The sequence below is a fragment of the Fictibacillus nanhaiensis genome (assembly GCF_019801215.1).
In the GTDB taxonomy this organism is placed as follows: domain Bacteria; phylum Bacillota; class Bacilli; order Bacillales; family Fictibacillaceae; genus Fictibacillus; species Fictibacillus nanhaiensis_C.
The window spans coordinates 210765-233434 of record NZ_JAHVJO010000003.1; the positions used below are offsets into that span (position 1 = coordinate 210765).

Below are 22670 nucleotides of genomic sequence, written 5' to 3' on the forward strand. Positions count from 1 at the left end.
CCTTCTACGCTTGGTTATTCATGCTGTCCTGCCATTTAAGTGAGCGAAATTCAATCCATTTCAATAAGGCATCGGTCACTTTACCTAAAACGGCAAACAATAAAATGCTTGCGATAACCGTGTCAGGTGAGTACGTATTTTGACCAACAACGAGTAGGTAACCTAAGCCTTCACTCGCTCCCATCAGTTCAGCAGCTACAACAAACATCCAGCCAAGCCCAAGCCCGCTCCGCATTCCGGTCATAAAAGAAGGCAGTGCGGCAGGCAGAATGATGCGTTTCGTTAGCTGGAATGGAGAGAGTTGATAGATCTTGCCCACCTCAATAAGCTTTCGATCCACACCTTGAATGCCAGCTACGATATTTAAATAAACCGGAAAAAAAACACCGACAGCAATCAACGTTATTTTGGAAGGTTCTCCAATACCCATCCATAAAATAAAAAGTGGTACCCAAGCAAGAGAAGGAATGGAACGAAAAGCTTGCAGGAGAGGATCAAAAAGCTGTTCAGCCGTTTTTGCATAACCTACAACCGCTCCAATGATAACCGCTGCTGCTGTACCGATAGCGAATCCAATACACACACGTGTAAACGTAACGGATACATGAGCGTAAAGAGAACCATCTTTTTGCATATGGATGATCTTTTCTAAAATAAGGCTAGGAGCCGGAAGCAAATGCGGCGCCAGAACACCGGCTCTTGCAGCCAATTCCCATAAGATAAGCAAAAGGAACGGCAAGATAGAGCCAAGAACCATTGTGCGTCCTTTTTTAAAAAGATCTGGAGCAGAGGTATTTGCCACTGCTCGCTCTATTACTTTCCACTTCTGAGTTTCTGAGATCACTTACACGGCCTCCTTTTATCCGTCATTTTTTGATCACTTTTTCAGCAAACGTTGAATTGATTAGTTCCTTCGCTAATTTTTCAATGTCTGTATCTTTTTTCACAATTTCTTCTGTTTGTAGAACCTTCCCTGCTGCAGCTATCGCTTTTTCATGCTCTTTCCCTGGAACAGGCTGTGAAAAGTTATTTCGTTCAAGGCCTTTTTTGGCAACATTCTCTTTGATGCCCGCTTCTTCTGATAAAAGCTTTGCTGCTTTGTCAGGATTATCTACTGTCCATTCTCTCGCCTTCTCGTAAAGCTCAATCACTTTTGCTACTTGCTCTGGATAATTCTTTGCAAATTCTGAACGGACGTTCAATGTTCCATACGTATTAAAATCAGGATTACGGTAAATGAACGTTCCATCCGATTCAAGTTCAACTCTTGCCATATGAGGATCTAATCCAGCCCAAGCATCTACTTGACCTTTCAATAATGCGTTCGCACCATCTGCATGCTGGAGGTTTACGATCTGCACATCTTTTGCAGATAGGCCTGCTTCATCAAGTGCTCGCAGCAAAAAGATATAAGGATCTGTTCCAATTGTTGCTGCTACCTTTTTGCCTTTAAGATTTTTAACATCCTTTATCGGACTATCACCTTTTGCAACAAGTGCTGTCCATTCAGGCTGTGAATAAATATAAACGGATTCGATCGGCGCTCCTTTATCTTTCGCTATTAATGCGGCAGCCCCAGCCGTTGAACCGAAATCTACACTATCAGAATTCAAGAATTCAAGTGCTTTATTACTTCCTTGGCTCAGCACCCACTCCACTTCGATGCCTTCTTTTTCAAATGCTTCTTCCACCCACCCAAACTTTTTTAATGCGAGGCTTGTTGGCGAATAATAGGCATAATCTAGTCTGATCTTTTTCGGTTTTTCTCCGGCTTCTTTCGCTGAACTTGAACATCCTGCAAAAAGCAGTACGCCCAATAAACTGAATAAAAGCGTCACTCTCCACTCAATTTTCATTTCATTTCCCTCCACTTTATTTATCTCTTTTTAATGGGAAATCCCTTTACACTTTACTCGCATACGTTGCAATCGTCCCTCTTAATCGCTGTGCTTCTTTATACGTACAACGGTTGTGGACAACATCAATGCCAGCATCTTTTGCAATTTTTGCCGCTTCTGGAGAGATAACACCTTCTTGCAGCCAGAATACTTTTGGCTGAGTAATTGCTGCTTCTTTTGCCAGCTCAACCGCAGCTTCTGGACTTCTGAACACTTGAACTACATCGATCGGAAATGGAATCGACTTCAAGTCAGGATAAGCCTTTTCATCGAGTACTTCTGTTTCTCTTGGATTTACTGGAACAATCTTATATCCAAGCCGCTGCATCTTTCGGGCTAAGCGATGACTCGGGCGGGCTGGATTTGAGCTTAATCCTACGATGGCAAGTGTTTTTGGCCGCTGGATATCCTGGCCATTTTCATTTGATCTGTAAAGAGAAGACTGCAGCGCCCAACGAATAACGCCTTCATCGTTAATCGTTACCTCTTGTTTTTCAATGCCAAGCCCTGTTGCCACATGTATGGCTCGATCTAAATCATTCGTTAGATCCTTCACTGATTCAAGACCGATCGACAAACGGATCAGTTCTTCTGTAACACCAGTTGCTTTTAACTCCTCACCGCTTAACTGCTGATGAGTCGTTGAGGCGGGATGGATAATCAATGATTTTGCATCCCCAACGTTTGCTACGTGCGACCAAAGCGAGATGTTATCAATTACTTTGCGTCCGGCATCACGTCCGCCTTTAATACCAAAGTTCACAATTGAACCGAAGCCGTTGCTTAAATATTTTTTGGCGAGTTCATGACTTGGATGTGCTTTTAGTCCTGGATAAGAAACCCAATCCACAGCCGGATGCTTCTCGAGAAATTCTGCGACCTCTTGTGCATTTTTCGCGTGTTTCTCAATACGAAGATGCAGTGTTTCTAGTCCTTGTAAAAGAAGAAACGCATTGTGCGGACTTAAGCATGCCCCAAAATCCCGTAAAAGCTGAACCCGTAGTTTTGTTGCAAAGGCAAGCGTTCCAAAATCAATCGCATACCGCAGCCCGTTATAGCTTCGGTCGGGCTCTATAAAACCTGGGAATTTTTCAGAGTTCCAATTAAAGCGCCCACCGTCCACTACAACCCCACCGATGGCTGTTCCATGCCCGCCAATCCACTTTGTTGCTGAATGAATAACAATATCCGCTCCCCAGCTTAGCGGCTTCGTCACATACGGTGTTGCAAACGTATTATCAATAAGTAAAGGAACCCCGCTCTCATGCGCAATATCTGCTACTGCTTCTATATCAAGGACGTTCAAGCTAGGGTTTCCGATTGTTTCTGCAAAGAACGCTTTCGTGTTTGGGGTAACAGCTTTTCTGAAATTCTCTGGATCTTCAGCGTCAACGAATTTCACCTTTATGCCATATTTCGGTAGTGTAATAGAAAATAGATTATATGTGCCCCCGTATAGATTCGTAGCGGCTACAATCTCATCACCCGCTTCTGCGACATTTAAAACAGCGAGTGCGATTGCGGACATACCTGAAGCTGTTGCAACCGCTGCTACTCCGTCCTCTAAGAGAGCGACTCTTTTTTCAAACACATCAACCGTTGGATTACCAATTCGGCTGTAGATGTTTCCTGGTTCCTCAAGTGCAAATAAGCTTTGCGCATGATCCGTATCTGAAAAAACATAGGACGTAGTTTGATAGACTGGGACCGCCCTGGACCCTGTTGTCGGATCAGGTGCTTGCCCTCCGTGTAAAAGCAATGTCTCGATATCATAGCCGTCAAATGATTTTGTCATGTAGATCTCTCCTTATTTTTAAATTTTATTTTTGATAATACTTATAGGAAAACTAGGAATAATAAATAAACTCCCTCCCTCGTATGAAATGAAATTTTTTAGAAATGAAATCAATACAGAAAACCTAGGAGAATGACTATGGAAGTTTAGAAGGGGAAAACAAAAACCCCCTTCCTAAGAAGAGGGTTTAATGTCCTCCTCTTATCTTTCAGATCAATATGATCTGTAGGAATTGGCACCTTTCCAAACCACTGGGGTTTGTTGGTTGCCGGGCTTCATCGGGCCTAGTCCCTCCGCCTCTCTGGATAAGAGATATTCAGATTATGATTTAACACTGTAACGTGCAGTTGTTTGCTTTGTTCTTGAATAGGATTATAGAACATCCTGTTTTTAAAAGTCAACCGTTTTTTGAAAAATCTTAAAAGTCATACAAAAGACTCAACCTGTCAACTGTAAGTTTTAACTTAAGATTATGTCTATGCTATGTCGGTTATGTCAATTTTGTTCCGCTTTTTCATCAAACCATCGAAACGCTTCTATTCTCCGGACGAGTTCTGGAATTCGGTTTTTTATAACTTTTTTCTCTCCGTACCGGATGCGCTGTTCTGAAGTCAACTCTTTAGATTGAATGACAGTAAATTGAGATGCCGTAAGACTCGTCAATTGAATAAATTCCTCTTGTTTAACGCGTATCTTTTTTTCAGAATCACCATTGCAATAGCCTTCAATAAAACCATCTGCTATCGTTTTTAGTCTTTCTTCATGCAGGTCGAATTGATGCTTAGCATACCTTGGAGAATTAAAGAATGTTGGAAACAAAGTATGATAATTATTTAAAAAATTTCCTGCTAACGAATCTCCACTATAAAGAATAGGCACTGGATCTATCAGACTTAATCTTCCATCCGCATGAAGTAACACATTCTCAGGAGAAGTATCTTGATTGGCAAGCACTACCCGTGAATCATCAAGCGTTCGATCTTGCATGCACTCTTCAAGTCGAGTCATCACTTCCGGGTGAATCGTTCCATCATATTTATTGATAAACTCTTTGAAATCGGTTATGTACTCTTCATTCTCTTCTTTCATCGACTCCGAAACACTGGATTGAACTTCTCCTTCAATGTTCGTACCGTTCCACTTCAAATACCCAAATCCTCTTAATCCATGCTCTGCATCATGCATGTATCTGAAAAACTCACCAAGTTCAGCTCCTGTCTGAAAAGCCTCCATGAATGTAAACGTATCAAGCTTGATCGCTTTTCCTGCATAAGACTCAACAGTAAATGTCTTATCTTTTTCTACATGATACTGAAAAAATTCTGGACAGATTCCCGGCTTAACACGGTTCGCAAGTTCATAGTATGCTTTTGTTCCGGCATATTCGGCATAACAGGCAGCTTCCTTAAATTCGATTTTCCTTCCGTATGCTTCCTGTTTTGGAAACCTGACTACAACAGGTTCACCCGTTCGCAATTGTATAAGATATGCTTGATGCCATGCCCCTTCGCCTAAATATTGGACTTGTGTAGTATCTTTAAGTGCTTCAAGACCACTCTTTTGCAACGCGAAGTCAATTAACTCAAATGTTTCCTTCATAGATGTTCCTCTTTCTGTGTCTAAATTCTATAGTACACCTATTCGGTATTTGTCGAAAAAAATCCTTTTTTCGCAAATTTCTTCATTTAGCCCCTAGCCAAGTATAAATTCCTGAGTGCGAGCATAATTCGGCACTGGCGAGCATAATTCCCCGCGGGCGAGCATAAACCTCCGCGAACGAGCATAAATCCTCACGTACGAGCATAAACCTCCGCGAACGAGCATAAATCCCCACGGACGAGCATAAATCCCCACGGACGAGCATAAACCTCCGAGAACGAGCATAATTCCCAGCATACGAGCATAAATCCTCGCGAACGAGCATAAATCCCCACGGACGAGCATAAACCTCCGCGAACGAGCATAAATCCCCGCGAACGAGCATAAATCCCCTAGCGCTAGCATAAATCAGTTTTTTCCATAAAAAAACTAGCCGCTTCAGGAGATGTGTCCCCCTGTACGGCCAGTTTTAATTCAGTCAACGTATGTTATGATCTCCTCGACTGATTTACGAGCTAGTTTTTTCGGCTGATCTTGCGGGTGACCGAGTGAAATGACCATATTGATCTGCTTTTTCGAAGGGATATTTAAGTACTCACGAATCTCCTTCTGCGCTAATAAAACAGGACCAGTCATCGGGCATGAACCTAGACCTCTTGCATGGGCTGCAAGCATCAAGTTTTGAATCGCAAGACAGCTGCTTTTTATCCCTTCTTCTTCCCACACCGATTCTTCAGCAAGTTCAATAGGATCAAAAATTTTATCTCTGAATTTTGATTCGTATGGTGTTGCTAAACAGATGATCAGCACTGGTGCACCAGAAAATGCTGTAGCATAAGGTCCGAATGAACGAGTGAGCAGCTTTGCTTCCTTCGTCTTGCCATTCTTTTCTGCAATAGCAGCTAATGAATGAATGGCATCCCACGTCATTTCTTCAATTTTTTTCACTTTATCTCGATTTCGAATGACGATAAATTCCCACGTTTGTGAGTTTGTGTCACTCGGGGCGTATCGGGCACAATCCATGATTTCATAAATGTCTTCCTCAGAAACCGCATCATCCGTAAACTTCCGGACACTTCTTCTACCATGGACAATTTCTTTAAAATCTTCGTAGTTCATGTTTGTCTCCTCTGACACAATAATTAAGTAACTACTCGTATTATACAAAAAATTGTAATGACCTACAAAAAACGTAAAAAAACAGTGCTATTTCGCACTGTTTTCTGATTTTGAGCTTTTCTTGCCTTTGATTCTCGTTCCAATCGCAATCAGGGCACACCCTGATAAAATACTTACGATATAAAATGGCGTAAGACCAAGACTCTCATTTGCACTTTGTTCAAGTTGAGCTCCTATAAAGGTAGTGCTTAACAGAATGATGATTCCTGCCAGGATAAAACCAGCTTTAATCCATGGTGTCATATGAAAACCACCTTTTCCCTTTTACTTTTAACATATTCTAGGAAAAAAGCGAAATACCTTTTTTTAGGATAATTTTCGAATAACGGTGTGGGGGATTTATTTTAATTTCGCTTTATAAGACAAATAGTTTTTTAAAAACAAAGCTATGTTAATTGATATTGTTGATTTAGATAATAAAAATGGAGACTCCTAATAATTAGGAGTCTCATTAAAAGTTTATTAAGATACTCTGGCATTTAATCTACAAGAACGTCAGAAAGTAACTTATCTTTGGACATATTGACTTGTTCAATCATATGTCCAATATTACCTTCTCCAGCATAAAGGGACATATCGAAAAAGTTTTGATTCAAATCAGACCAATACAGATCATTTTCATCACCTGAAACTATTACATCCTGTTTTAACCTGCCGACATAAACCTCGACATAGCATTTATGGAAATAATATTTAAAATCCATTAAATGATGCAGAGTGATGTCTTCTTTAGATATACCAGTTTCCTCGATTAGTTCTCTATATGCAGCTTCAATCCCTACTTCATCATTTTCAATTTTTCCACCGACTAAATTACTCAATCCTTTATACGGATTATTTAATCGTTTACACATTAATAATTGGTTCATTGTTTTATTGTAAATAATAAGAACGTTGTATCCTTGCATCAAATGACCCCCTTATTTTAAAAACTCATTTGATAATATAATAACTCAAGAATAAATTATTTGGTAAATTCTGATAATCTAAGTTTATCATAAGTGGAATTCATCGAGAATAAACAACTTTCAACAATCAACTTAATTACCGTTGTATCATCATTTTTATGCTTAATCTGATCCAGAAATTGTTGTTTAAGATAACTAAAAACAAAAAAATGACGCCGAGCCCTCAGCGTCCGAAAAACCATTTATACGATTTTATCGATAAGAGGTTCAAAAACATTCCTCCAGCAAGACCTGCTATTACATCAATCAAATAATGGATGCCTAGCTTCACTCTGCTAATACCAATCATAACTAAAAACAAAAAACATCCAACCCACGCCCACAGGTGCCTCCACATACCAGATAGGAAAAGTAATAACCCATAGAATCCTGCAGCGTTCATAGTATGTGCACTTGGATAGCCATAGTTGCTTGATTCCACTAAGCGTTCCCATTCAGGTGGTTGCCTTTTAAACATCCGTTTACATAAAAAATTCAACACCCTTATACCAATCACATTAAAAAGAATGAGTTTGCCTTTATCTCGATTTCCGGTTTGATTATAGCTTACGTACATCATCAATCCGAGTGGTATCATAAAAAAACCAGACCCAAGCCGAGTGAACAACTCCATTAACGGGGTAGAAAACGTGTGACTTTTAAACAGAGAATGACTCCATTTCTTATCGAAAGAGCTAAGAGGTCTTTGATTTCTAACGGAAGTAAGCAAAACAAAAATTGCTCCTGTTATGAACAGTCCCATTAATGGAATAAGAGAATAGCTCGTTTTTTTCTTACGGAGTAACATATCAAAAAATCTCCTGTCATGTATCATATTGTGCTTATTTTCTCCGAGTGTCTTTTTTCTATACGATAAAAAAAGAGCACCTAATCAGGTGCCCTCCATTCCTTATTTTCGCTCTGCCATTACGATGATTTTTCCGTCTTCTAAGTCTTGCATATAACGGTCTGCATCCATTTCAGAAACATCCATCTTCGTAAGAATTTCTTTCATATCATGGTCACCATCATCAAACATGGCAGCAAAAGGCCCTGCGGCTAAAAGCGGTCCTACTCCAGGAACGCCAAGCCCAGGTACAGCGATACCGCCACCAATACCTGTTAAAAATCCAGCAATCGTGCCATACGTCGCATTATCCATATCATCATTTAATACTTTTTCTTCATTCACGTGAGTTTCATCTGCCACATGATCGACCATTTCATCATCTTTTGCAACAATTGAGATGTCAGATGGATGATACCCTTTTTCAATAAGAGCTTTAATCGCTCCAATTGCTTCTTCTTCTTTTACATATGTACCGATAATATCTTTTTTCATCTTATTCCCTCCAAACGGGTCTTTTACAAGATAGGTTCCCCTGTTCAGAGCGTTTTAAACAGTAGGCTAATCCTGATCGAACCAGCCTTTTTTCTTAAACCACATAGACATGATGATGCCAAGCAGAACCATTACACCGAGTACGTAAAAGTAGCCATGATCCGATTTCAGTTCGGGCATGTTCACAAAGTTCATCCCATACAAACCTGCGATAAACGTTAACGGCATAAAGATGGTGGTAATGACGGTCAGGGTTTTCATGATATTATTCATCTTGTAGGAGTTTAGCGAGATATAGTTATCACGTATGTCTGATGTCATTTCACGTGCTGAGGCCATCATATCTGTTAATCTCAGAAGGTGATCATAAATGTCATGAAAGTAGGTTCGCTCATCGGCATCCAAACCCACTCGTTTTGACTCGAGCATGCGATAAAGAAGTTCGCGCATAGGTACCACTGTTTTTCGTAAAGAAAGCAAATCTCCTCGAATGTCAAAGATCTGGTTGATGAGCTTTGGTGCTTCATCATCTTCATTGCTTTCAATGGAAATGACACGTTCTTCTAAACCGTGCATAATTGGAAAGTACATATCCACTAGCTTGTCTATTAACTTGTGAACGAGTTCATTTTTCCCAAGTTCAATAGGAACGGATTCTAAATTCTTCATATAATGCCATACAAAATCAATCTCGGGGACCTCTGTTTTATGAAAGGTAACAATCGTGTTTTTTGTTGTAAAAATATCAACTTCAGTAGCTTCAAGTGTTTTTTCATGAAGAGCATGAACAACATAAAATAAATGATCTTCATAAAACTCTACTTTTGGACGCTGTAAAGAGTTTACACAATCTTCTACAGCGAGTGGATGAAAGTCAAAGTAAGTTCGCAACAAATTGGTTTCTTTCGGTACGGGACTGTCAAAATCTACCCAAATCCAGTCTGCATGGAGTTCTTCCAGGCGTTCTAGCGGTGGATTAATGATTACTTTTTGATCAACAACGGCAATTATACGAATCATAGAAAGCCCTTCTCTCTCTTCTTATCTACTCTATCATTACCCTAATTTTGATGTTTTTTTACTTTCTAAGCAAACGAAAATAAACTCCCTTATAATTCCTTTTTTGTTAAAATCATAATTAGGAGATATTCAGGAGGTTTGTTATGAAAAAAATGATTGTGATTCTTGGCGTAATGGGTGTCTTTCTTGTTTCAGGATTTTCGGTTTACAGCTATATGAGTAAAAAAGATCAGTACATTGGTCAGACAGTTGTACCAGAGGAACGCAACGACCTTCCCCTTTACGAGGGATTGACGTTTAGTGATCATGATTATGTGATAAAAGGAAACCACTGGCATGCTATCTATACCTTTTATAAAGAAAAACTGCCTGAAAACGGATGGAAGTTAGTGCATACACAAGCTTCATTAGAGGGAAATGGCGGGTTTAGATGGACTGGGAAAAAAATGATCAAAACCTCTCCATCGGTGGCGGATGGAACCCTTTTGAAAATGAAACAGAAATTATTTTTGACTTAAACCCTGTTCTTCATAACACTGGATTGAAGGCATTCCAGAAAAAATTTGTGTATATGCTGATCAACAGGCAACAACATGTGAGAGCATCATAGATGAAAATACGATTAAACAAATAGTCGTTTTAGTAAATGACGTTGCTTACGATAAGGAAAACGCCCCACTTCAAAAAAAGTACGGTACCATCAGGCCAATGGCAAACAGATCGAAATTCACTACAATCCAAAGCTTCCTTCATATACACTAAATTCAGATTTAGGACGTAAACAGATAAAATCTAATGATTTATTAGAACTGACGGGTTTAACCCATTTAATAAACCAATAAGAATACCTTGGCCACGATTAAATTATGGCCAAGGTATTCTTTATGCTTCCTTTTGCTGTGTTGATTCTAATAGAGGTTCATACATCATAATAGCATGGTTCTCCGTTACATATTCATCATCGATCAGCAAGGTTCTTTACCTTATTGTGCTGATACCACATGTCTACATCCTTTAGTTTACGAAGAAGAATCGTTTTATGCGAAGAACTGACGAAAGGCAGTTTTTCGCGTTTTTTTGTTTTCGCGTATTCCTTGTTGTCTGTATACCATTCCAAGTATCTCTTGAGTGTATAATACTTTTTGCCTAATGAAATTCGAAATGCCGAACGTCGCTTTGGACGAAGGTCGAAATGGTTCATCCTGTCACCCCTTTTGCTCAAAATCATCGTGGGAAATAAATTGTTGGGGGTCAGTCCCCCAACAGTTTATTTCTTCATTTACCATTTATTTTCCTTTGATTTTTGAGTTATAGTGAAGGTATTGTATAAAAGTTATCTTTTCGAATAAAGTTTGGAGGAAATCGGATGCTCGACAAAACGTTTTTACAGATGAATACCGTATTTATAAGCATCCTGATCGAAGCACTGCCTTTTGTTCTCATCGGTGTGCTCATTGCTGGCGTCATCCAGATGTTTGTGACTGAAGAGATGGTTGCGCGCATCATGCCTAAAAATAAAGTATTAGCCGTTTTATTTGCCGCTTTTTTAGGAGCTGTTTTCCCTGCATGTGAGTGTGGAATTGTACCGATTACAAGAAGGCTGATCGCAAAAGGGGTTCCCGTTTTCGCAGCGATTCCGTTTATGCTTACAGGACCGATTATTAATCCAGTCGTCCTTTTCTCAACATTTGTAGCTTTCGGAAATCAATGGGACATTATGATTTACAGAGGCGGACTTGCGATGGTCGTTTCCGTCCTTGTTGGCTTTTTACTTGCCGTTCAGTTTAAAAACGCAAAAGTCCTTAAAAACGAAATCGGTGTTTTGGCAAACACTCAAGGTAACATTGAACTGGCAGCTACCAGTGAAACCGTAGATATTTCATTTTACAATAAACTTAAGGGAACGCTTGTCCATGCAGTTGAGGAATTTTTCTCTGTAGGAAAATATCTTATTATTGGTGCTTTAATTGCTGCTGGGATGCAGACATATGTCAAGACATCCACACTTTTACAGATTGGACAAGGCGAGGTTTCTTCTTCTCTCGTTATGATGGGATTAGCTTTTGTTTTATCTCTTTGCTCAGAAGCTGATGCGTTTATTGCTTCTTCCTTCCAAAGTACGTTTACCATCGGTTCTATCGTCGCGTTCTTAGTTTACGGACCGATGCTGGATATTAAAAATGTGCTTATGATGCTGGCTGCCTTTAAGAAACGACTTGTTATTCACCTTATTGGCTATATAACCTTGCTTGTATTAATCGGATCGTTATTTCTATAAAAAGGAGGTGCCCATTTTATGATACGGATCCTCATCTTAATCGGTTTTACATTTTTGTTTATGCATCTTCATGCGACCGGTGATATTGGTAAATACATTAACATGAAATATTCGTATATCTCGTTTTCAGCCATTTTTATATTAGGATTCCTAACACTTGTCCAATTTTATATTTATGGAAAAAGTGAAGATGGCGAACATGTACATGACGAATCGTGTGCCACTCATGACTGCGGACACAATCATCATAAAAAACCGTCTCGCTTTAAGAACATGACCGTCAATAGCATTCTAATATTCCCGATTATTTCAGGTTTGTTTTTTCCGATTGCCTCTCTTGACTCCGAAACTGTCAAAACAAAAGGATTTCATTTTAAGGGATTAGAGAACGAAGGAGATTTTGGAGAACATCAATTCTTAAAACCTGATACGAGTGTATATTATGGAGAAGAAAGCTATCATTCTATTATGGATAAAGAATTAAAGCCTTTTCTTAAAGGTGATCAAGTAGTTCTAAACGATAAGAACTATTTAAAAGGGATGGAAAGCATCTATTACAAACCAGGAATTTTCCTCGGTAAAAAAGTACAGTTTAAAGGGTTTACGTATAACAGTGAGGACCAGACAAATTCGAAGAAAAATCAGCTTTTCCTTCTTCGCTTTGGTGTAATTCATTGCATCGCGGATTCAGGGGTATTCGGCATGATGGTCGAATTTCCAAAAGGCACATCCTTCTCCAACGACAAGTGGATTGAAGTCAATGGAACGATCGAAACGATGTATTATCAGCCCTTTAAAGCAGACATTCCCTATGTAAAAGTAACGGATTGGAAAGAAATCGAGAAGCCTAGTGAAGAATATGTTTATAGAGGCTATTAAAACCAGATTCCGCGTCTGGTTTTTTTATTTGCTTTTGCTTGAATTCATTGGATTAGTTAAACAAACATTTTCTTTAGATTAGAGCTTGTTTTCACCACTTAAAGTATCACCTGATTTGTTCCTTACATATACTAATTTATAGTTGGCCAAGCTTTTGCAGCTTGTGACCGGCTTTTTTAAATGGAAGTTGGTGAACGATTTTGAAAAAAGTTATAAAAAATGATGTTTCTTTTTTCGTGTCCGATGCTAAACAATTTGAATTTTTTTGGGACAATGTTTTTTCTAACCATTGGGAAGACTTTACGTTCAACATACTGGATTATTACTTACATCCTGATAAAAATTATTTAGACATCGGTGCATGGATTGGTCCGACTGTTCTATACGCTGCTAACAAAGCAAAACATACTTTTAGCATTGAGCCGGACCCTGTCGCATTTGCAGAATTACAAAAAAACATGGAAATGAACACTTCAATCGCACATAAAATCACCTTAATCAATAAAGCACTCTCCTACCAATCCGGCACCAAGAAGCTATATAAAAGAGAGCATTTTGGAGATTCAAGTTCTAGCTTAATTCCTACGTTATCAGACGACTTTCATACGGTTTCTGTTTCTACTTTGAAGGAAGTACTCAAGGAATTTTTAATTGAAGACCTTTCACTTATTAAAATGGATATTGAGGGCGGAGAATACTTATTGGTCCCTAGCATGAGAAGTTACTTAAAGAAGTACAAGCCGGCCTTTTATTTATCGCTTCACCCAAATTTTTTAAAAAGTTATATGTTGAAAGAATGTTCTTCCGAAAAAGAACGAGAAAAAACCTTTAGAAAAAGAGTGAAAAAACTGGTGAAAAGCTTAAAGATGTATGAATACATTTATGATTCATCTTTTCATCGAATAGATCAAAATGATTTTCTAGACTTACTGTTAACCATCAATGAGCCTGTTGAGTTTCTCTTCACTTCAACTCCCCTGAACACAACAAATAAATAAAATTGTAGGGGGTCTGTCCCGGGACAGACCCCTTACAATTTTCAAACCATTTTAGTGCTATTCAACGCTCTCTTTATTTGGTATCATTTTCCTTAAAACCATTAAGGGGTGTTGAGGACTATGCGTACACTGAAACAATCGTTTAATGATGTAGCTGATTCCTACGAAAAATATCGGCCAACTTATCCTTCTCAACTATTTACAGATATTCTTCACTACTCATTGATTGATCCACAAGATGACATCCTCGAGATTGGATGTGGCACAGGAAAAGCGACTGAAGGGTTTCTACATGACGGGTATTCAAAGATTACTTGTGTTGAATATGGAGAAAATTTAGCAAACCTTACAAAAGAAAAATTTTTAACATATCCCCAAGTTAGTGTCATTCATTCTCCTTTTGAAGATTGGGTGCCAGGCGATACGCAGTTCTCACTTGCCTTTTCCGGTACTGCTTTTCATTTTATCTCTCCACATATCGGTTATCCGAAAGTTGCGTCCTGCTTGAAAGAAGATGGAGTTCTTGCCCTGTTTTGGTTCGTGCACGTTGCATCAAATGAACCAGTCTACGTGTCAATAAATGAAGTTTACAAAGAGCATGCTCCACACCTAGATGACTTTAGCATACCTGCAATAGAAGCATTCATTGAAGAACGAAGTAATCTTACACTAGAGTCAGGACAATTTCACAAACTTAAAGTACATACGTACAAATGGAATCAGCTTTATACGCCTGAAGATTATATTGGACTATTAAACACACATTCAGGACATCAAGTACTTCAGCACGACCAAAAAGATGCTTTGTACTGTGGCATTGAAAGAGCTATCCTTAAACACGGAGATACTGTTTCAAAAGAGCATGCAGTAGTGTTGTTTTTAGCCCGAAAAAGATCATGAACAGCAGTTTGAATTCTATGTCATATCATATTTTTTAAAAATAAAAACCAGCATAAGACCAAAAGTCTGCGCTGGTTTCTTTTATACATTCTGCAGTTTCTCGCTTTCAAGATAACGACTGTATTCTTCCAGTCCTTCTCTTGTCGATATATCGTGATCAAACATTGGAACATAGATCTTTTCTGTCTCATTAAACATCTGATCAATTTCTATTAGATAAGGACGTTCAGCCTCTTTTCGATTTCTCATGAATGTGCCTTCAACATCTTCAGGAATGACTTTGTTTACGATGAGTCTGCTTACAGATATCCCATGTTCTTTTAAGGTTTTTACTGCACTTGCCGTTTCCAGTATAGGCAAACGTTCCGGATTCAACACCATCATGTACGTCGTTTTTTCCTTATTGATAATTAACTCTCTTACTTTACTAAACTTCTGTCTTCTTGCCTGCAATACCTCATATATTGGATCTTCTCTTGTCTCACCATCATACAAAAGCTGTGAATAGTTGTCCTGCACCTTTTTCCTCTTCTCTAAAAGGCCATCCATCCAGACGCCCATAAATTCAGGCAAAAGCAGTAAACGAAGCGTATGACCTGTAGGTGCCGTATCAAAAATGATCCTATCATACTCTTGGCTGTCTTCTAGAAGAATGGATGTCATTTTATCAAATACAGCCGCTTCTGCAGCTCCAGGTGACTTGCCTGCAAGATCAAGCTGCCGGTACACTTCTTCCACCATCGTCACTTTAACGAGTCCTTTTATGTTTTGCTTGACTTGAGCCATATATGTTATTGCTTCTTGGTCTGAGTCAATCTCAACCAAATCCAGATTAGGGGCTATTTTTGTTTTGCCCCGAACTTTTTTCACTTGAAAAAGATCGCCAGTATTATGTGCGGGGTCAGTTGAAACGAGTAGCGTTTTCTTACCTTCTCTCGCACACAAAACGGCAAATGCAGAAGCGGTTGTACTTTTACCAACCCCACCTTTTCCACCAATAAAAAAAACCTTCATATCTATCTCTCCTAACAGCAGCGTATTCCATGCAAAGGGGATTTTTCCATACCCATCCTAACGTGCCAATCGTGAAATTTTTCAAGAAGCAACGGGTACAGTTCAAGTGTGTAATAATAAGCAGGATTTGGTATTCCCAACATTTCCGATACACATAAAAGCATGAAAAGATCCTCTTCATCTCTTAGCTCTCGTGCAACCTCTACACGATGAGGCTGTTTTAATATTTGATCATACAAATCAACTGCTGTTTTTAATTTTTCTAAAAAAGACATCGTTCTTGCTGCCTCCTTCTTGAAAAGAAAGTAGAGACTAGCTTACCTAGCCTCTACCTCTGTTTTACATATCTGTCGTTAACGGTTCAACCGTTTTTTTCCTAAATGTAGCAAGCGCTTCTAAAAGAATCCAAAGCGTAAAACCTAAGATTAAACTTCCGAAAATAAAGAGCAGCATGTTTGCATCATTATCTCCCATTCCTGACCAGGTGAAGACCACTTGCTGAATCATTGCCCACAGTGTCATAAAGAACACGAAAAGCATTGGAACGAGTGTAACGATGTAATTGCGGCCAAGTCGTTTTAGCCAAATTGTAATAAGAAGCAAACTGATTCCTGCTAACAGCTGGTTGCTCGTCCCAAACAGTGGCCATAACAAATATCCGCCAGAGCCAAAACCATTAGGACCTTGAGGCAAGATAACAAGTGCCGTTGAAGAAACTGCTGCAATCGAAGTCGCAACGTGCTTCTTTTCAAGTGATGGAATCTTGTATTCTACTCCAAGCTCAGAAATAATATAGCGCATTAATCGAAACGAAGTATCAAGGGATGTAGCGGCAAAACTAACGATAATGACTGCGACGATTGTAGCTGCGATATCAGCCGGAATCCAGATACCTGTCGCCAGTTGAGCTGCTCCGCCAATAAACGCGCCGAGTCCGCCTGCTCCAGCTGCGGCAAAACTATTATATGTAGCTAAAAAGTCTCCTTGTGTCGCAAACACGGTAGATACCGCTATAATCGCAATCAATGCCAACGTTCCTTCTCCAACTGCACCTGCATATCCGACAAAACGCGCATCTGTTTCTTTATCTAGCTGCTTCGAAGTGGTTCCTGACGATACGAGACCGTGAAATCCTGAAATCGCACCACAAGCAATCGTGATAAACAGTAACGGGAACCATGGAACATCCCCTGCAGCTGCGTTTACAGCTGGAGCCGTGATCTTCGGCTGAAGGAAAACAAGTCCTAGATACAGCATCAACAATCCTACCACCAGTTGATGGGAGTTGATATAATCACGGGGTTGAAGTAGTTTCCAAACAGGAAGAACGGATGAAATATAACAATACACCATCAAGATAATAATCCAGACTAAGAATGCCGAGCCCACTGCACCTAAACCAAAAAGTCCTGCGGCTTCTGCTCCTCCAAAATATTTAACAACGTCAATTTGAAGAGCTGGTATCTTGCTTGATAGAATGGCAGAACCATACATGATGACTAGTGCAATAATGGACGGAATAAGCATTTCTTTTTTACGCTTATATACCGCATATCCAATCCACACAGCAAGCGGGATTTCGATAAAGATAGGCAAAACGCTCGCTGGGAATTTTATAAACAAGTTCGAGATTACCCATGCAAACACAGCGTTTACCATTAACATCAAAATAAGAATAATAAATAAGAACATAACTTTCGCACGTTTTCCGATAATCGTACTTGTAATCGATCCAACCGACTGGCCTTTATGTCGTGCGGATAAAACAAGCGTTCCAAAGTCGTGAATACCGGCTGCAAAAACAGTGCCGAAAATAACCCATAAAAAGGCAGGCAGCCATCCCCAATACAAAGCAATAGCCGGTCCAACAATCGGTGACGCCCCTGCTACTGAAGAAAAATGATGACCCCAAAGTACAAATTTGTTAGTTGGTACAAAATCCACTCCGTCATTGTACTTATGAGCAGGTGTTACATAATTCGGATCCAATTTGTAAATTTTTTCAGCTACAAACTTTGAATAATACTTGTACCCGAACGTAAACATCAACATTCCAATAATGGCTAACCATATGGAATTCATTTTAAAAACCCCCTTCTTATGACCTGATACTACATCTAAATCATAATTGAAAGCGTTCATACTAGTCAATATATTCTGAATTTTTATAGTGACTGAATAAATCAAAAGTCTTTCTATAGAGAATCACCATAAAAAATTTAGGGAGCGAGTACTATTGTTTCGACATTTTAGAGGATTTTATCGATTGTCGAAGAATTATGGAGAAAACACAGAGAGGGGGAAATGGGAAAATGAGTGAAGTGATAATCCGAAATCTAGTAAAACGTCATTTCACCAAGAAGAACATCGAGGACCCACAATTGCAACAACTGCTCGTTCACTTTCTTCTTTCAGTTAGGAAAGAAAAAATGTAGCGATCAGATAGATAGAGTGTTTAGCGGAAATATACTTAATCATCTCATTTTATAACAGAGTATCTGATCTTTTTCAGGTACTCTTTCTTATTTACTTAGAGAAGACGTTCCTATTGTGAACACTCATTTACTTGCAAAATACAAATCGTTGCGTTTTTAAAAGGGGCCTTTCACCCCTTTATCATATTGCCATTTCTTACTTCGCCCATTGCTTTTGTTACTATTTTTAGAGAATGGATGATTGTATCTTTTTCAAAATCATTTAATTTCAAAAAGACCCTTTCCAAATGGGTATTTATTATCGTATCAATTTGATCTGCTGTTTGCTTTCCTTTTTGCGTGAGTGACAAAACATAAACCCTTTTATCTTCTTGCTTTGCACGCTTTTTAACAAGATTGGCTTTTACGAGGGTTTGAATCTGCCGGCTGAATGTTGTGATATCAATACCGAGTAAATCAGCGAGCTGCTGCATGGAAGGTTGTGTGTGTTTATCAATTTCAAAAAGAATATGACTATGTATCAGTGATATGTCTATTCCTTCTTCACGGAAACCATTTTTCTGTAAAAGACTAAACCTTCTGTTCAAAACGTGAAATAAGTTTCTTACATCTTCCATATGAACACCGCCTTTTTATTACCTTATATGCTTATCTTGCAAGATGCAATTATTAACATTCCTAATCAATAAACCGGCAAATTACCGTTTAGGAAGATAGAACTATTCATTTACTGCTCAATTCTCAAATATAAACACATCCTAAAAGAGTCTTTTTCCCTTTTAGTACAAAAGATGTATGAAAATGTATGACAAAAGGTTTTAATTTTTTGCTTACGGGTAACCAAGAAGTATAGAGAAACGAAATTGACTTGGGGGTATCATCGAATATGAATAAAGTAGAACAGAAACGCAGCAAGCTAGGTCTTTGGCTTGAAACTCATAATAGAGATACTGACTGGTTAACTTCAGCATCTGGTATTGAAGGAAAAATAATCGAAGAATTAGCAACAAATCCTAATAAATGCCCTAGGATGATGACGATTCGAAAAATCTTATATGTAGTAAAGCGAGTGGATCCTACCACAAAAGTTAGTGATTTATGGGATATGAACTAAAGCATGTACGTTAATTTATACTAACGTACATGCTTTTTTTTGCACAGCGTCTGTTATTATTTTTACTCGTACTATGGACAATCTCTGTACATAAAATATCCTGACACATTCTTTAAGGGAGGTATTTTATGTCGATTCTTCAAACGATAAAGCATCTGATTCAACAAGAAATACGTAAGTTGTTATGTCTCATTGACGAGAAACTTAAAAAAATCGAAAAATGCCCTGGCCCCCCTGGACCTCCTGGACCTCCTGGTACTTTTTCCCCTGTTTATGCCAATATTTTTGATAACGCAAATCAAGTTCTCGTTCGTGGTACGAATGAAAGGGTAAGATTTAATCAGTTTAATCAGCCACAGTCGGTGATTTTTGGCGGAATAACTGCAACGGCTACATCTCTTACAGTACCTGTTGCAGGAGACTATTCGGTCTTATGGGAAACGGTCTTCCTTCCAATACCTGGTCAACAACACGCGGCCTTTGGTATTTTTGTAAACGGGACACTTCAGGATTCAACGCGATCAGGTTCAGCTGCCTTTTCTGATCAGCAATTCAATATTGTTAGTTCCGTCTCCATACTTTCTTTAGCAGCTGGAGATACGCTAGAACTTCGTTTGTTAATCCCTGCTACCAGCACACAGACTACTGTTAATTTAAATGCAACAATTCAATATCCTCCATTTAATAACGTAGCCAATCAGCCTATCAACAGTGCCTCACTGAGAATATTCAAGCTTGGTCCCACATAATAAAATCTAATTACAGAGATAAAAACTGATTTGGGCAAGTTAATCAGTTTTTATTTTTTTGAAGATTACTTACCATCATTTTCATGGATTGGATCACTGTTTTTTTATACCGAAATGCCAGATATAAGACTTTTACTTTTTGGGTAAAAGATAAGTTTTTAAAATGTGGTTCCTCTTTTAAAAATGCTCGAACGATTGCAATGCTTTTAGGACTTAGATGGCGTAGTCTAGCATTTTTATTTTCGGAGGATGTATGGAGATTGAACACTCGACGGAAACAGCACTTCAGTTCTGTCATCCATTTCCTTTCATCAATTATACAAGGGGCGTACTTATTTTTCGTATGCTTTTTAAGGTATTGCAGCCGATCGTTTCCACTTACAATCGTAAAGTTCCCATCATTCCCCTTTTTTACCACCATAATATGCATACAGTCCCACATGATCGTATGAAGTTTCTTCACGTGTTCTGTAATATTATTAGACAGATTGGGCTTAATTTTGTTTAAAGGAATATACTGAACATTTAACCTCATCTGCATCCCCCTTTTCCTATTGTGAGTAGGTATGTGAGTATCATATGTAAGTATGTGGGCGATTGGCACTTTACTAAAAAAGAGCCTCTTTGTAGCCGTCTAAAGACGATTCCAAGGAAACTCTCCTACCATTTTTATGCGGTTTTGTTTTTACGAATAAAGTTACGAATATCTCGGTTGCCGATAAATTTTTTTGACTGCTCATCCCATAGCTTAAACGTTAAGGATTTTAAGCTCGTAAGCAAAGTAAGTGTTGGTACATCTTGAAGTCTTGGGTCACTTTTGTGAGCTTTTTCAAGATGATAATTCGGTACACGAGAATTAAGATGGTGCACGTGATGGAATCCAATATTGCCTGTGAACCATTGCAGCACTTTCGGAAGTTTGTAAAATGAACTCCCTTTTAAAGCGGCTTCTACATAGTTCCACTTTTCATTATGTTCAAAGTAACCATCTTCAAATTGATGCTGAACATAAAACAGCCAAACTCCAGAGAAAGTAGCGAGATAAAAGATTGGCAATTCTACTAAGAGGAATGCTTTCCATCCAATTGAAAAGCCGATGCCTAACACGATTGCTATTAATACAACATTTGTTATCCACACATGTACTTTTTCTTTTTTAGATGCATTTTTCGCGTTGAAGCGGTAATCAATTAAAAAGATATACAGCGGTCCGATTAAGAACAGTACAACAGGATTTCGATAGACACGATACTGTAATCGTTTCAGCCAAGTAGCATCAGCATATTCTTGTAAGGTCATCGTCCAAACATCGCCAACACCACGTTTCTCCAGGTTGCCGTTGGTTGCATGATGTGTTGCATGGCTATTCTTCCACTGCTCATAGGAACAAAATGTGAATAATCCTGTAACCATTCCTACAATTTCGTTTGCCCTGCGGCTCTTAAAAAACGAGTAGTGTGTGCAGTCATGAAAAATAATAAAGGTCCGGACTAAAAATCCAGCTGCTGGAACCGCACATAATAATGTTAACCAGAACGATATATTCAAACTCAAATAAGCCAATACCCATAAAATTACAAAGGGACCTACTGAGTTAATTAACTGCCATACACTTGCAGATATACGCGGACGTTCAAATGGCGCTAATTTTTTCTTCCACTCACGAATGTCATACTTCAAATTTTCAGTCATGCGATCAGTCTCCTTCTTCATCTTTTACATTCTACCACAAATTATAAACAACATTTCTACTTAAATTTGACGAACTATGTAATTATTACATCACTTGGACATATTTTATTCATAATTACAAGTAAAAATGAAAAAAGAGTCCCTTAGTAGGAAGAGACTCCTTATTTCTGCTTATTAACTCCCTCTATAAAAGAGAAAGGTTCTAAACCTATTCTGGCCGTTCTAATGAGAAGGTTTCCCCGATTTTGGCATAGTTTGTTCCTGCCAGTCTGCCAACAGGTCGTAGTTTTTCCGCATCAATCCTGCCTTCATGATACAGCTCATCTTTAATATGATAGTGTACGACTCTGCCTATGAGTAAATCTGTGGCCGGTTTCTCCTTCGTGCCTCCAAGCGGTTTGATCTCTTCCACGACACATTCCATTCGAATCTTCGCTTCAGCAATACCAGGAACTTTCACTTTTACGGAATGAACTGGTGTTAATTGTGCAAGCTCCACTTCGCTTTCTTCTGGTCCAAGGTTAGCAGCTGTCATGTTTACAGCTTCAATGTACGTTTCGTCAGGGATATGAACTACAAATTCTCCAAGAGCTTCTGCATTTCGTGAGGTGTCTTTTTTCACTCCATCTTTTCTGCCAATCGATATGGCAATCAAAGGCGGATCAGATGTTAAGGCATTGAAATAGCTGAAAGGAGCAGCGTTTAAGACACCTTCAGTGGACAAGGTGGTTACAAACGCAATCGGTCTTGGAATAATGCTGCCTGTCAAAACCTTATAGTTTTCTTTTACCGATAATGCTGCCGGATCAATGGATTTCATGTACATCC

At 38.9% G+C, this 22670-nt stretch carries 25 protein-coding genes, 2 pseudogenes and 1 riboswitch; of the genes and pseudogenes, 8 read left to right on the forward strand and 19 right to left on the reverse strand.

Annotation, left to right across the window (positions count from 1 at the left end):
- Positions 1-4: 4 nt before the first annotated feature.
- From KUV80_RS14050 to corA, 11 genes and pseudogenes are all read right to left on the reverse strand, one after another.
- Positions 5-757, reverse strand: coding sequence for an ABC transporter permease (locus KUV80_RS14050; protein WP_222463672.1), 753 nt, complete (start codon positions 755-757; stop codon positions 5-7).
- A gap of 109 nt (positions 758-866) precedes the next feature.
- Positions 867-1856, reverse strand: a complete 990-nt coding sequence (locus tag KUV80_RS14055) for an aliphatic sulfonate ABC transporter substrate-binding protein (RefSeq protein WP_222463370.1) — start codon at positions 1854-1856, stop codon at positions 867-869.
- Between the two features lie 46 nt (positions 1857-1902).
- On the reverse strand, positions 1903-3693 hold the full coding sequence (locus tag KUV80_RS14060; protein ID WP_222463371.1) for a PLP-dependent aspartate aminotransferase family protein: 1791 nt from the start codon (positions 3691-3693) through the stop codon (positions 1903-1905).
- A gap of 198 nt (positions 3694-3891) precedes the next feature.
- A riboswitch (SAM riboswitch) is annotated at positions 3892-4005 on the reverse strand.
- 183 nt (positions 4006-4188) lie between these two features.
- On the reverse strand, positions 4189-5292 hold the full coding sequence (locus KUV80_RS14065; RefSeq protein ID WP_222463372.1) for a hypothetical protein: 1104 nt from the start codon (positions 5290-5292) through the stop codon (positions 4189-4191).
- Positions 5293-5766: 474 nt separating this feature from the next.
- Positions 5767-6414, reverse strand: a complete 648-nt coding sequence (locus KUV80_RS14070; RefSeq protein ID WP_222463373.1) for a nitroreductase family protein — start codon at positions 6412-6414, stop codon at positions 5767-5769.
- Positions 6415-6501: 87 nt separating this feature from the next.
- Complete coding sequence (locus tag KUV80_RS14075) at positions 6502-6717, reverse strand: hypothetical protein (protein ID WP_222463374.1); 216 nt, start codon at positions 6715-6717, stop codon at positions 6502-6504.
- Positions 6718-6953: 236 nt separating this feature from the next.
- Entirely contained in the window at positions 6954-7382 is a 429-nt protein-coding gene (locus tag KUV80_RS14080; protein WP_222463375.1) for an NUDIX hydrolase, read from the reverse strand.
- 56 nt (positions 7383-7438) lie between these two features.
- Positions 7439-7564, reverse strand: a pseudogene (locus tag KUV80_RS18630) (IS1595 family transposase); the annotation flags it as partial.
- Positions 7565-7605: 41 nt separating this feature from the next.
- Positions 7606-8229, reverse strand: coding sequence for a phosphatase PAP2 family protein (locus tag KUV80_RS14085; RefSeq protein WP_222463376.1), 624 nt, complete (start codon positions 8227-8229; stop codon positions 7606-7608).
- Positions 8230-8331: 102 nt separating this feature from the next.
- Complete coding sequence (locus KUV80_RS14090; protein WP_222463377.1) at positions 8332-8763, reverse strand: general stress protein; 432 nt, start codon at positions 8761-8763, stop codon at positions 8332-8334.
- A 66-nt stretch (positions 8764-8829) separates the two neighbouring features.
- On the reverse strand, positions 8830-9783 hold the full coding sequence (gene corA, locus KUV80_RS14095; RefSeq protein ID WP_222463378.1) for a magnesium/cobalt transporter CorA: 954 nt from the start codon (positions 9781-9783) through the stop codon (positions 8830-8832).
- A gap of 143 nt (positions 9784-9926) precedes the next feature.
- Here corA and KUV80_RS14100 point away from each other — a divergent pair, with 143 nt between their 5' ends.
- Positions 9927-10301 (forward strand): hypothetical protein, encoded by a 375-nt coding sequence (locus tag KUV80_RS14100; protein WP_222463379.1) that lies wholly within the window; start codon positions 9927-9929, stop codon positions 10299-10301.
- A 452-nt stretch (positions 10302-10753) separates the two neighbouring features.
- Here the strand turns inward: KUV80_RS14100 and KUV80_RS14105 are convergent.
- A pseudogene (locus KUV80_RS14105) lies at positions 10754-10984 on the reverse strand (VanW family protein); the annotation flags it as partial.
- A 165-nt stretch (positions 10985-11149) separates the two neighbouring features.
- On the opposite strand from KUV80_RS14105, the gene KUV80_RS14110 reads away from it, so the two are divergent.
- The 4 genes from KUV80_RS14110 to KUV80_RS14125 all read left to right on the forward strand — a co-directional run bounded on the left by KUV80_RS14110 (position 11150) and on the right by KUV80_RS14125 (position 14838).
- A complete protein-coding gene (locus KUV80_RS14110) occupies positions 11150-12061 on the forward strand; it encodes a permease (RefSeq protein WP_222463381.1) in 912 nt (303 codons plus the stop codon).
- Between the two features lie 18 nt (positions 12062-12079).
- Positions 12080-12940 (forward strand): TIGR03943 family putative permease subunit, encoded by an 861-nt coding sequence (locus KUV80_RS14115; protein WP_222463382.1) that lies wholly within the window; start codon positions 12080-12082, stop codon positions 12938-12940.
- 200 nt (positions 12941-13140) lie between these two features.
- Positions 13141-13938 carry an FkbM family methyltransferase gene (locus KUV80_RS14120; RefSeq protein ID WP_222463383.1) on the forward strand — a complete coding sequence of 266 codons (798 nt, stop codon included), beginning with the start codon at positions 13141-13143 and terminating at the stop codon, positions 13936-13938.
- A 120-nt stretch (positions 13939-14058) separates the two neighbouring features.
- Entirely contained in the window at positions 14059-14838 is a 780-nt protein-coding gene (locus KUV80_RS14125) for a class I SAM-dependent methyltransferase (RefSeq protein WP_222463384.1), read from the forward strand.
- Positions 14839-14919: 81 nt separating this feature from the next.
- On the opposite strand, the gene KUV80_RS14130 is transcribed toward KUV80_RS14125, so the two are convergent.
- From KUV80_RS14130 to KUV80_RS14140, 3 genes are all read right to left on the reverse strand, one after another.
- Positions 14920-15852, reverse strand: coding sequence for an ArsA family ATPase (locus tag KUV80_RS14130; RefSeq protein WP_222463385.1), 933 nt, complete (start codon positions 15850-15852; stop codon positions 14920-14922).
- An 11-nt stretch (positions 15853-15863) separates the two neighbouring features.
- A complete protein-coding gene (locus KUV80_RS14135; RefSeq protein ID WP_222463386.1) occupies positions 15864-16127 on the reverse strand; it encodes a cory-CC-star protein in 264 nt (87 codons plus the stop codon).
- Positions 16128-16191: 64 nt separating this feature from the next.
- Positions 16192-17934 carry a carbon starvation CstA family protein gene (locus tag KUV80_RS14140; RefSeq protein ID WP_222463387.1) on the reverse strand — a complete coding sequence of 581 codons (1743 nt, stop codon included), beginning with the start codon at positions 17932-17934 and terminating at the stop codon, positions 16192-16194.
- Between the two features lie 230 nt (positions 17935-18164).
- Here KUV80_RS14140 and KUV80_RS18780 point away from each other — a divergent pair, with 230 nt between their 5' ends.
- Positions 18165-18287, forward strand: a complete 123-nt coding sequence (locus KUV80_RS18780; RefSeq protein WP_276516662.1) for a hypothetical protein — start codon at positions 18165-18167, stop codon at positions 18285-18287.
- 170 nt (positions 18288-18457) lie between these two features.
- On the opposite strand, the gene KUV80_RS14145 is transcribed toward KUV80_RS18780, so the two are convergent.
- A complete protein-coding gene (locus KUV80_RS14145; protein ID WP_222463388.1) occupies positions 18458-18904 on the reverse strand; it encodes a MarR family winged helix-turn-helix transcriptional regulator in 447 nt (148 codons plus the stop codon).
- A gap of 269 nt (positions 18905-19173) precedes the next feature.
- Between KUV80_RS14145 and KUV80_RS14150 the strand changes: the two genes are divergently transcribed.
- Both KUV80_RS14150 and KUV80_RS14155 read left to right on the forward strand, forming a co-directional pair.
- Positions 19174-19401, forward strand: coding sequence for an XRE family transcriptional regulator (locus KUV80_RS14150; RefSeq protein ID WP_222463389.1), 228 nt, complete (start codon positions 19174-19176; stop codon positions 19399-19401).
- Positions 19402-19529: 128 nt separating this feature from the next.
- Complete coding sequence (locus KUV80_RS14155) at positions 19530-20150, forward strand: hypothetical protein (RefSeq protein WP_222463390.1); 621 nt, start codon at positions 19530-19532, stop codon at positions 20148-20150.
- 43 nt (positions 20151-20193) lie between these two features.
- On the opposite strand, the gene KUV80_RS14160 is transcribed toward KUV80_RS14155, so the two are convergent.
- From KUV80_RS14160 to KUV80_RS14170, 3 genes are all read right to left on the reverse strand, one after another.
- Complete coding sequence (locus KUV80_RS14160) at positions 20194-20685, reverse strand: hypothetical protein (RefSeq protein ID WP_222463391.1); 492 nt, start codon at positions 20683-20685, stop codon at positions 20194-20196.
- A 134-nt stretch (positions 20686-20819) separates the two neighbouring features.
- A complete protein-coding gene (locus KUV80_RS14165; protein ID WP_222463392.1) occupies positions 20820-21842 on the reverse strand; it encodes a fatty acid desaturase in 1023 nt (340 codons plus the stop codon).
- Between the two features lie 208 nt (positions 21843-22050).
- Positions 22051-22662: a flavin reductase family protein gene (locus tag KUV80_RS14170; RefSeq protein WP_222463393.1), complete on the reverse strand. Its 612-nt coding sequence runs from the start codon at positions 22660-22662 to the stop codon at positions 22051-22053.
- Positions 22663-22670: the final 8 nt, after the last annotated feature.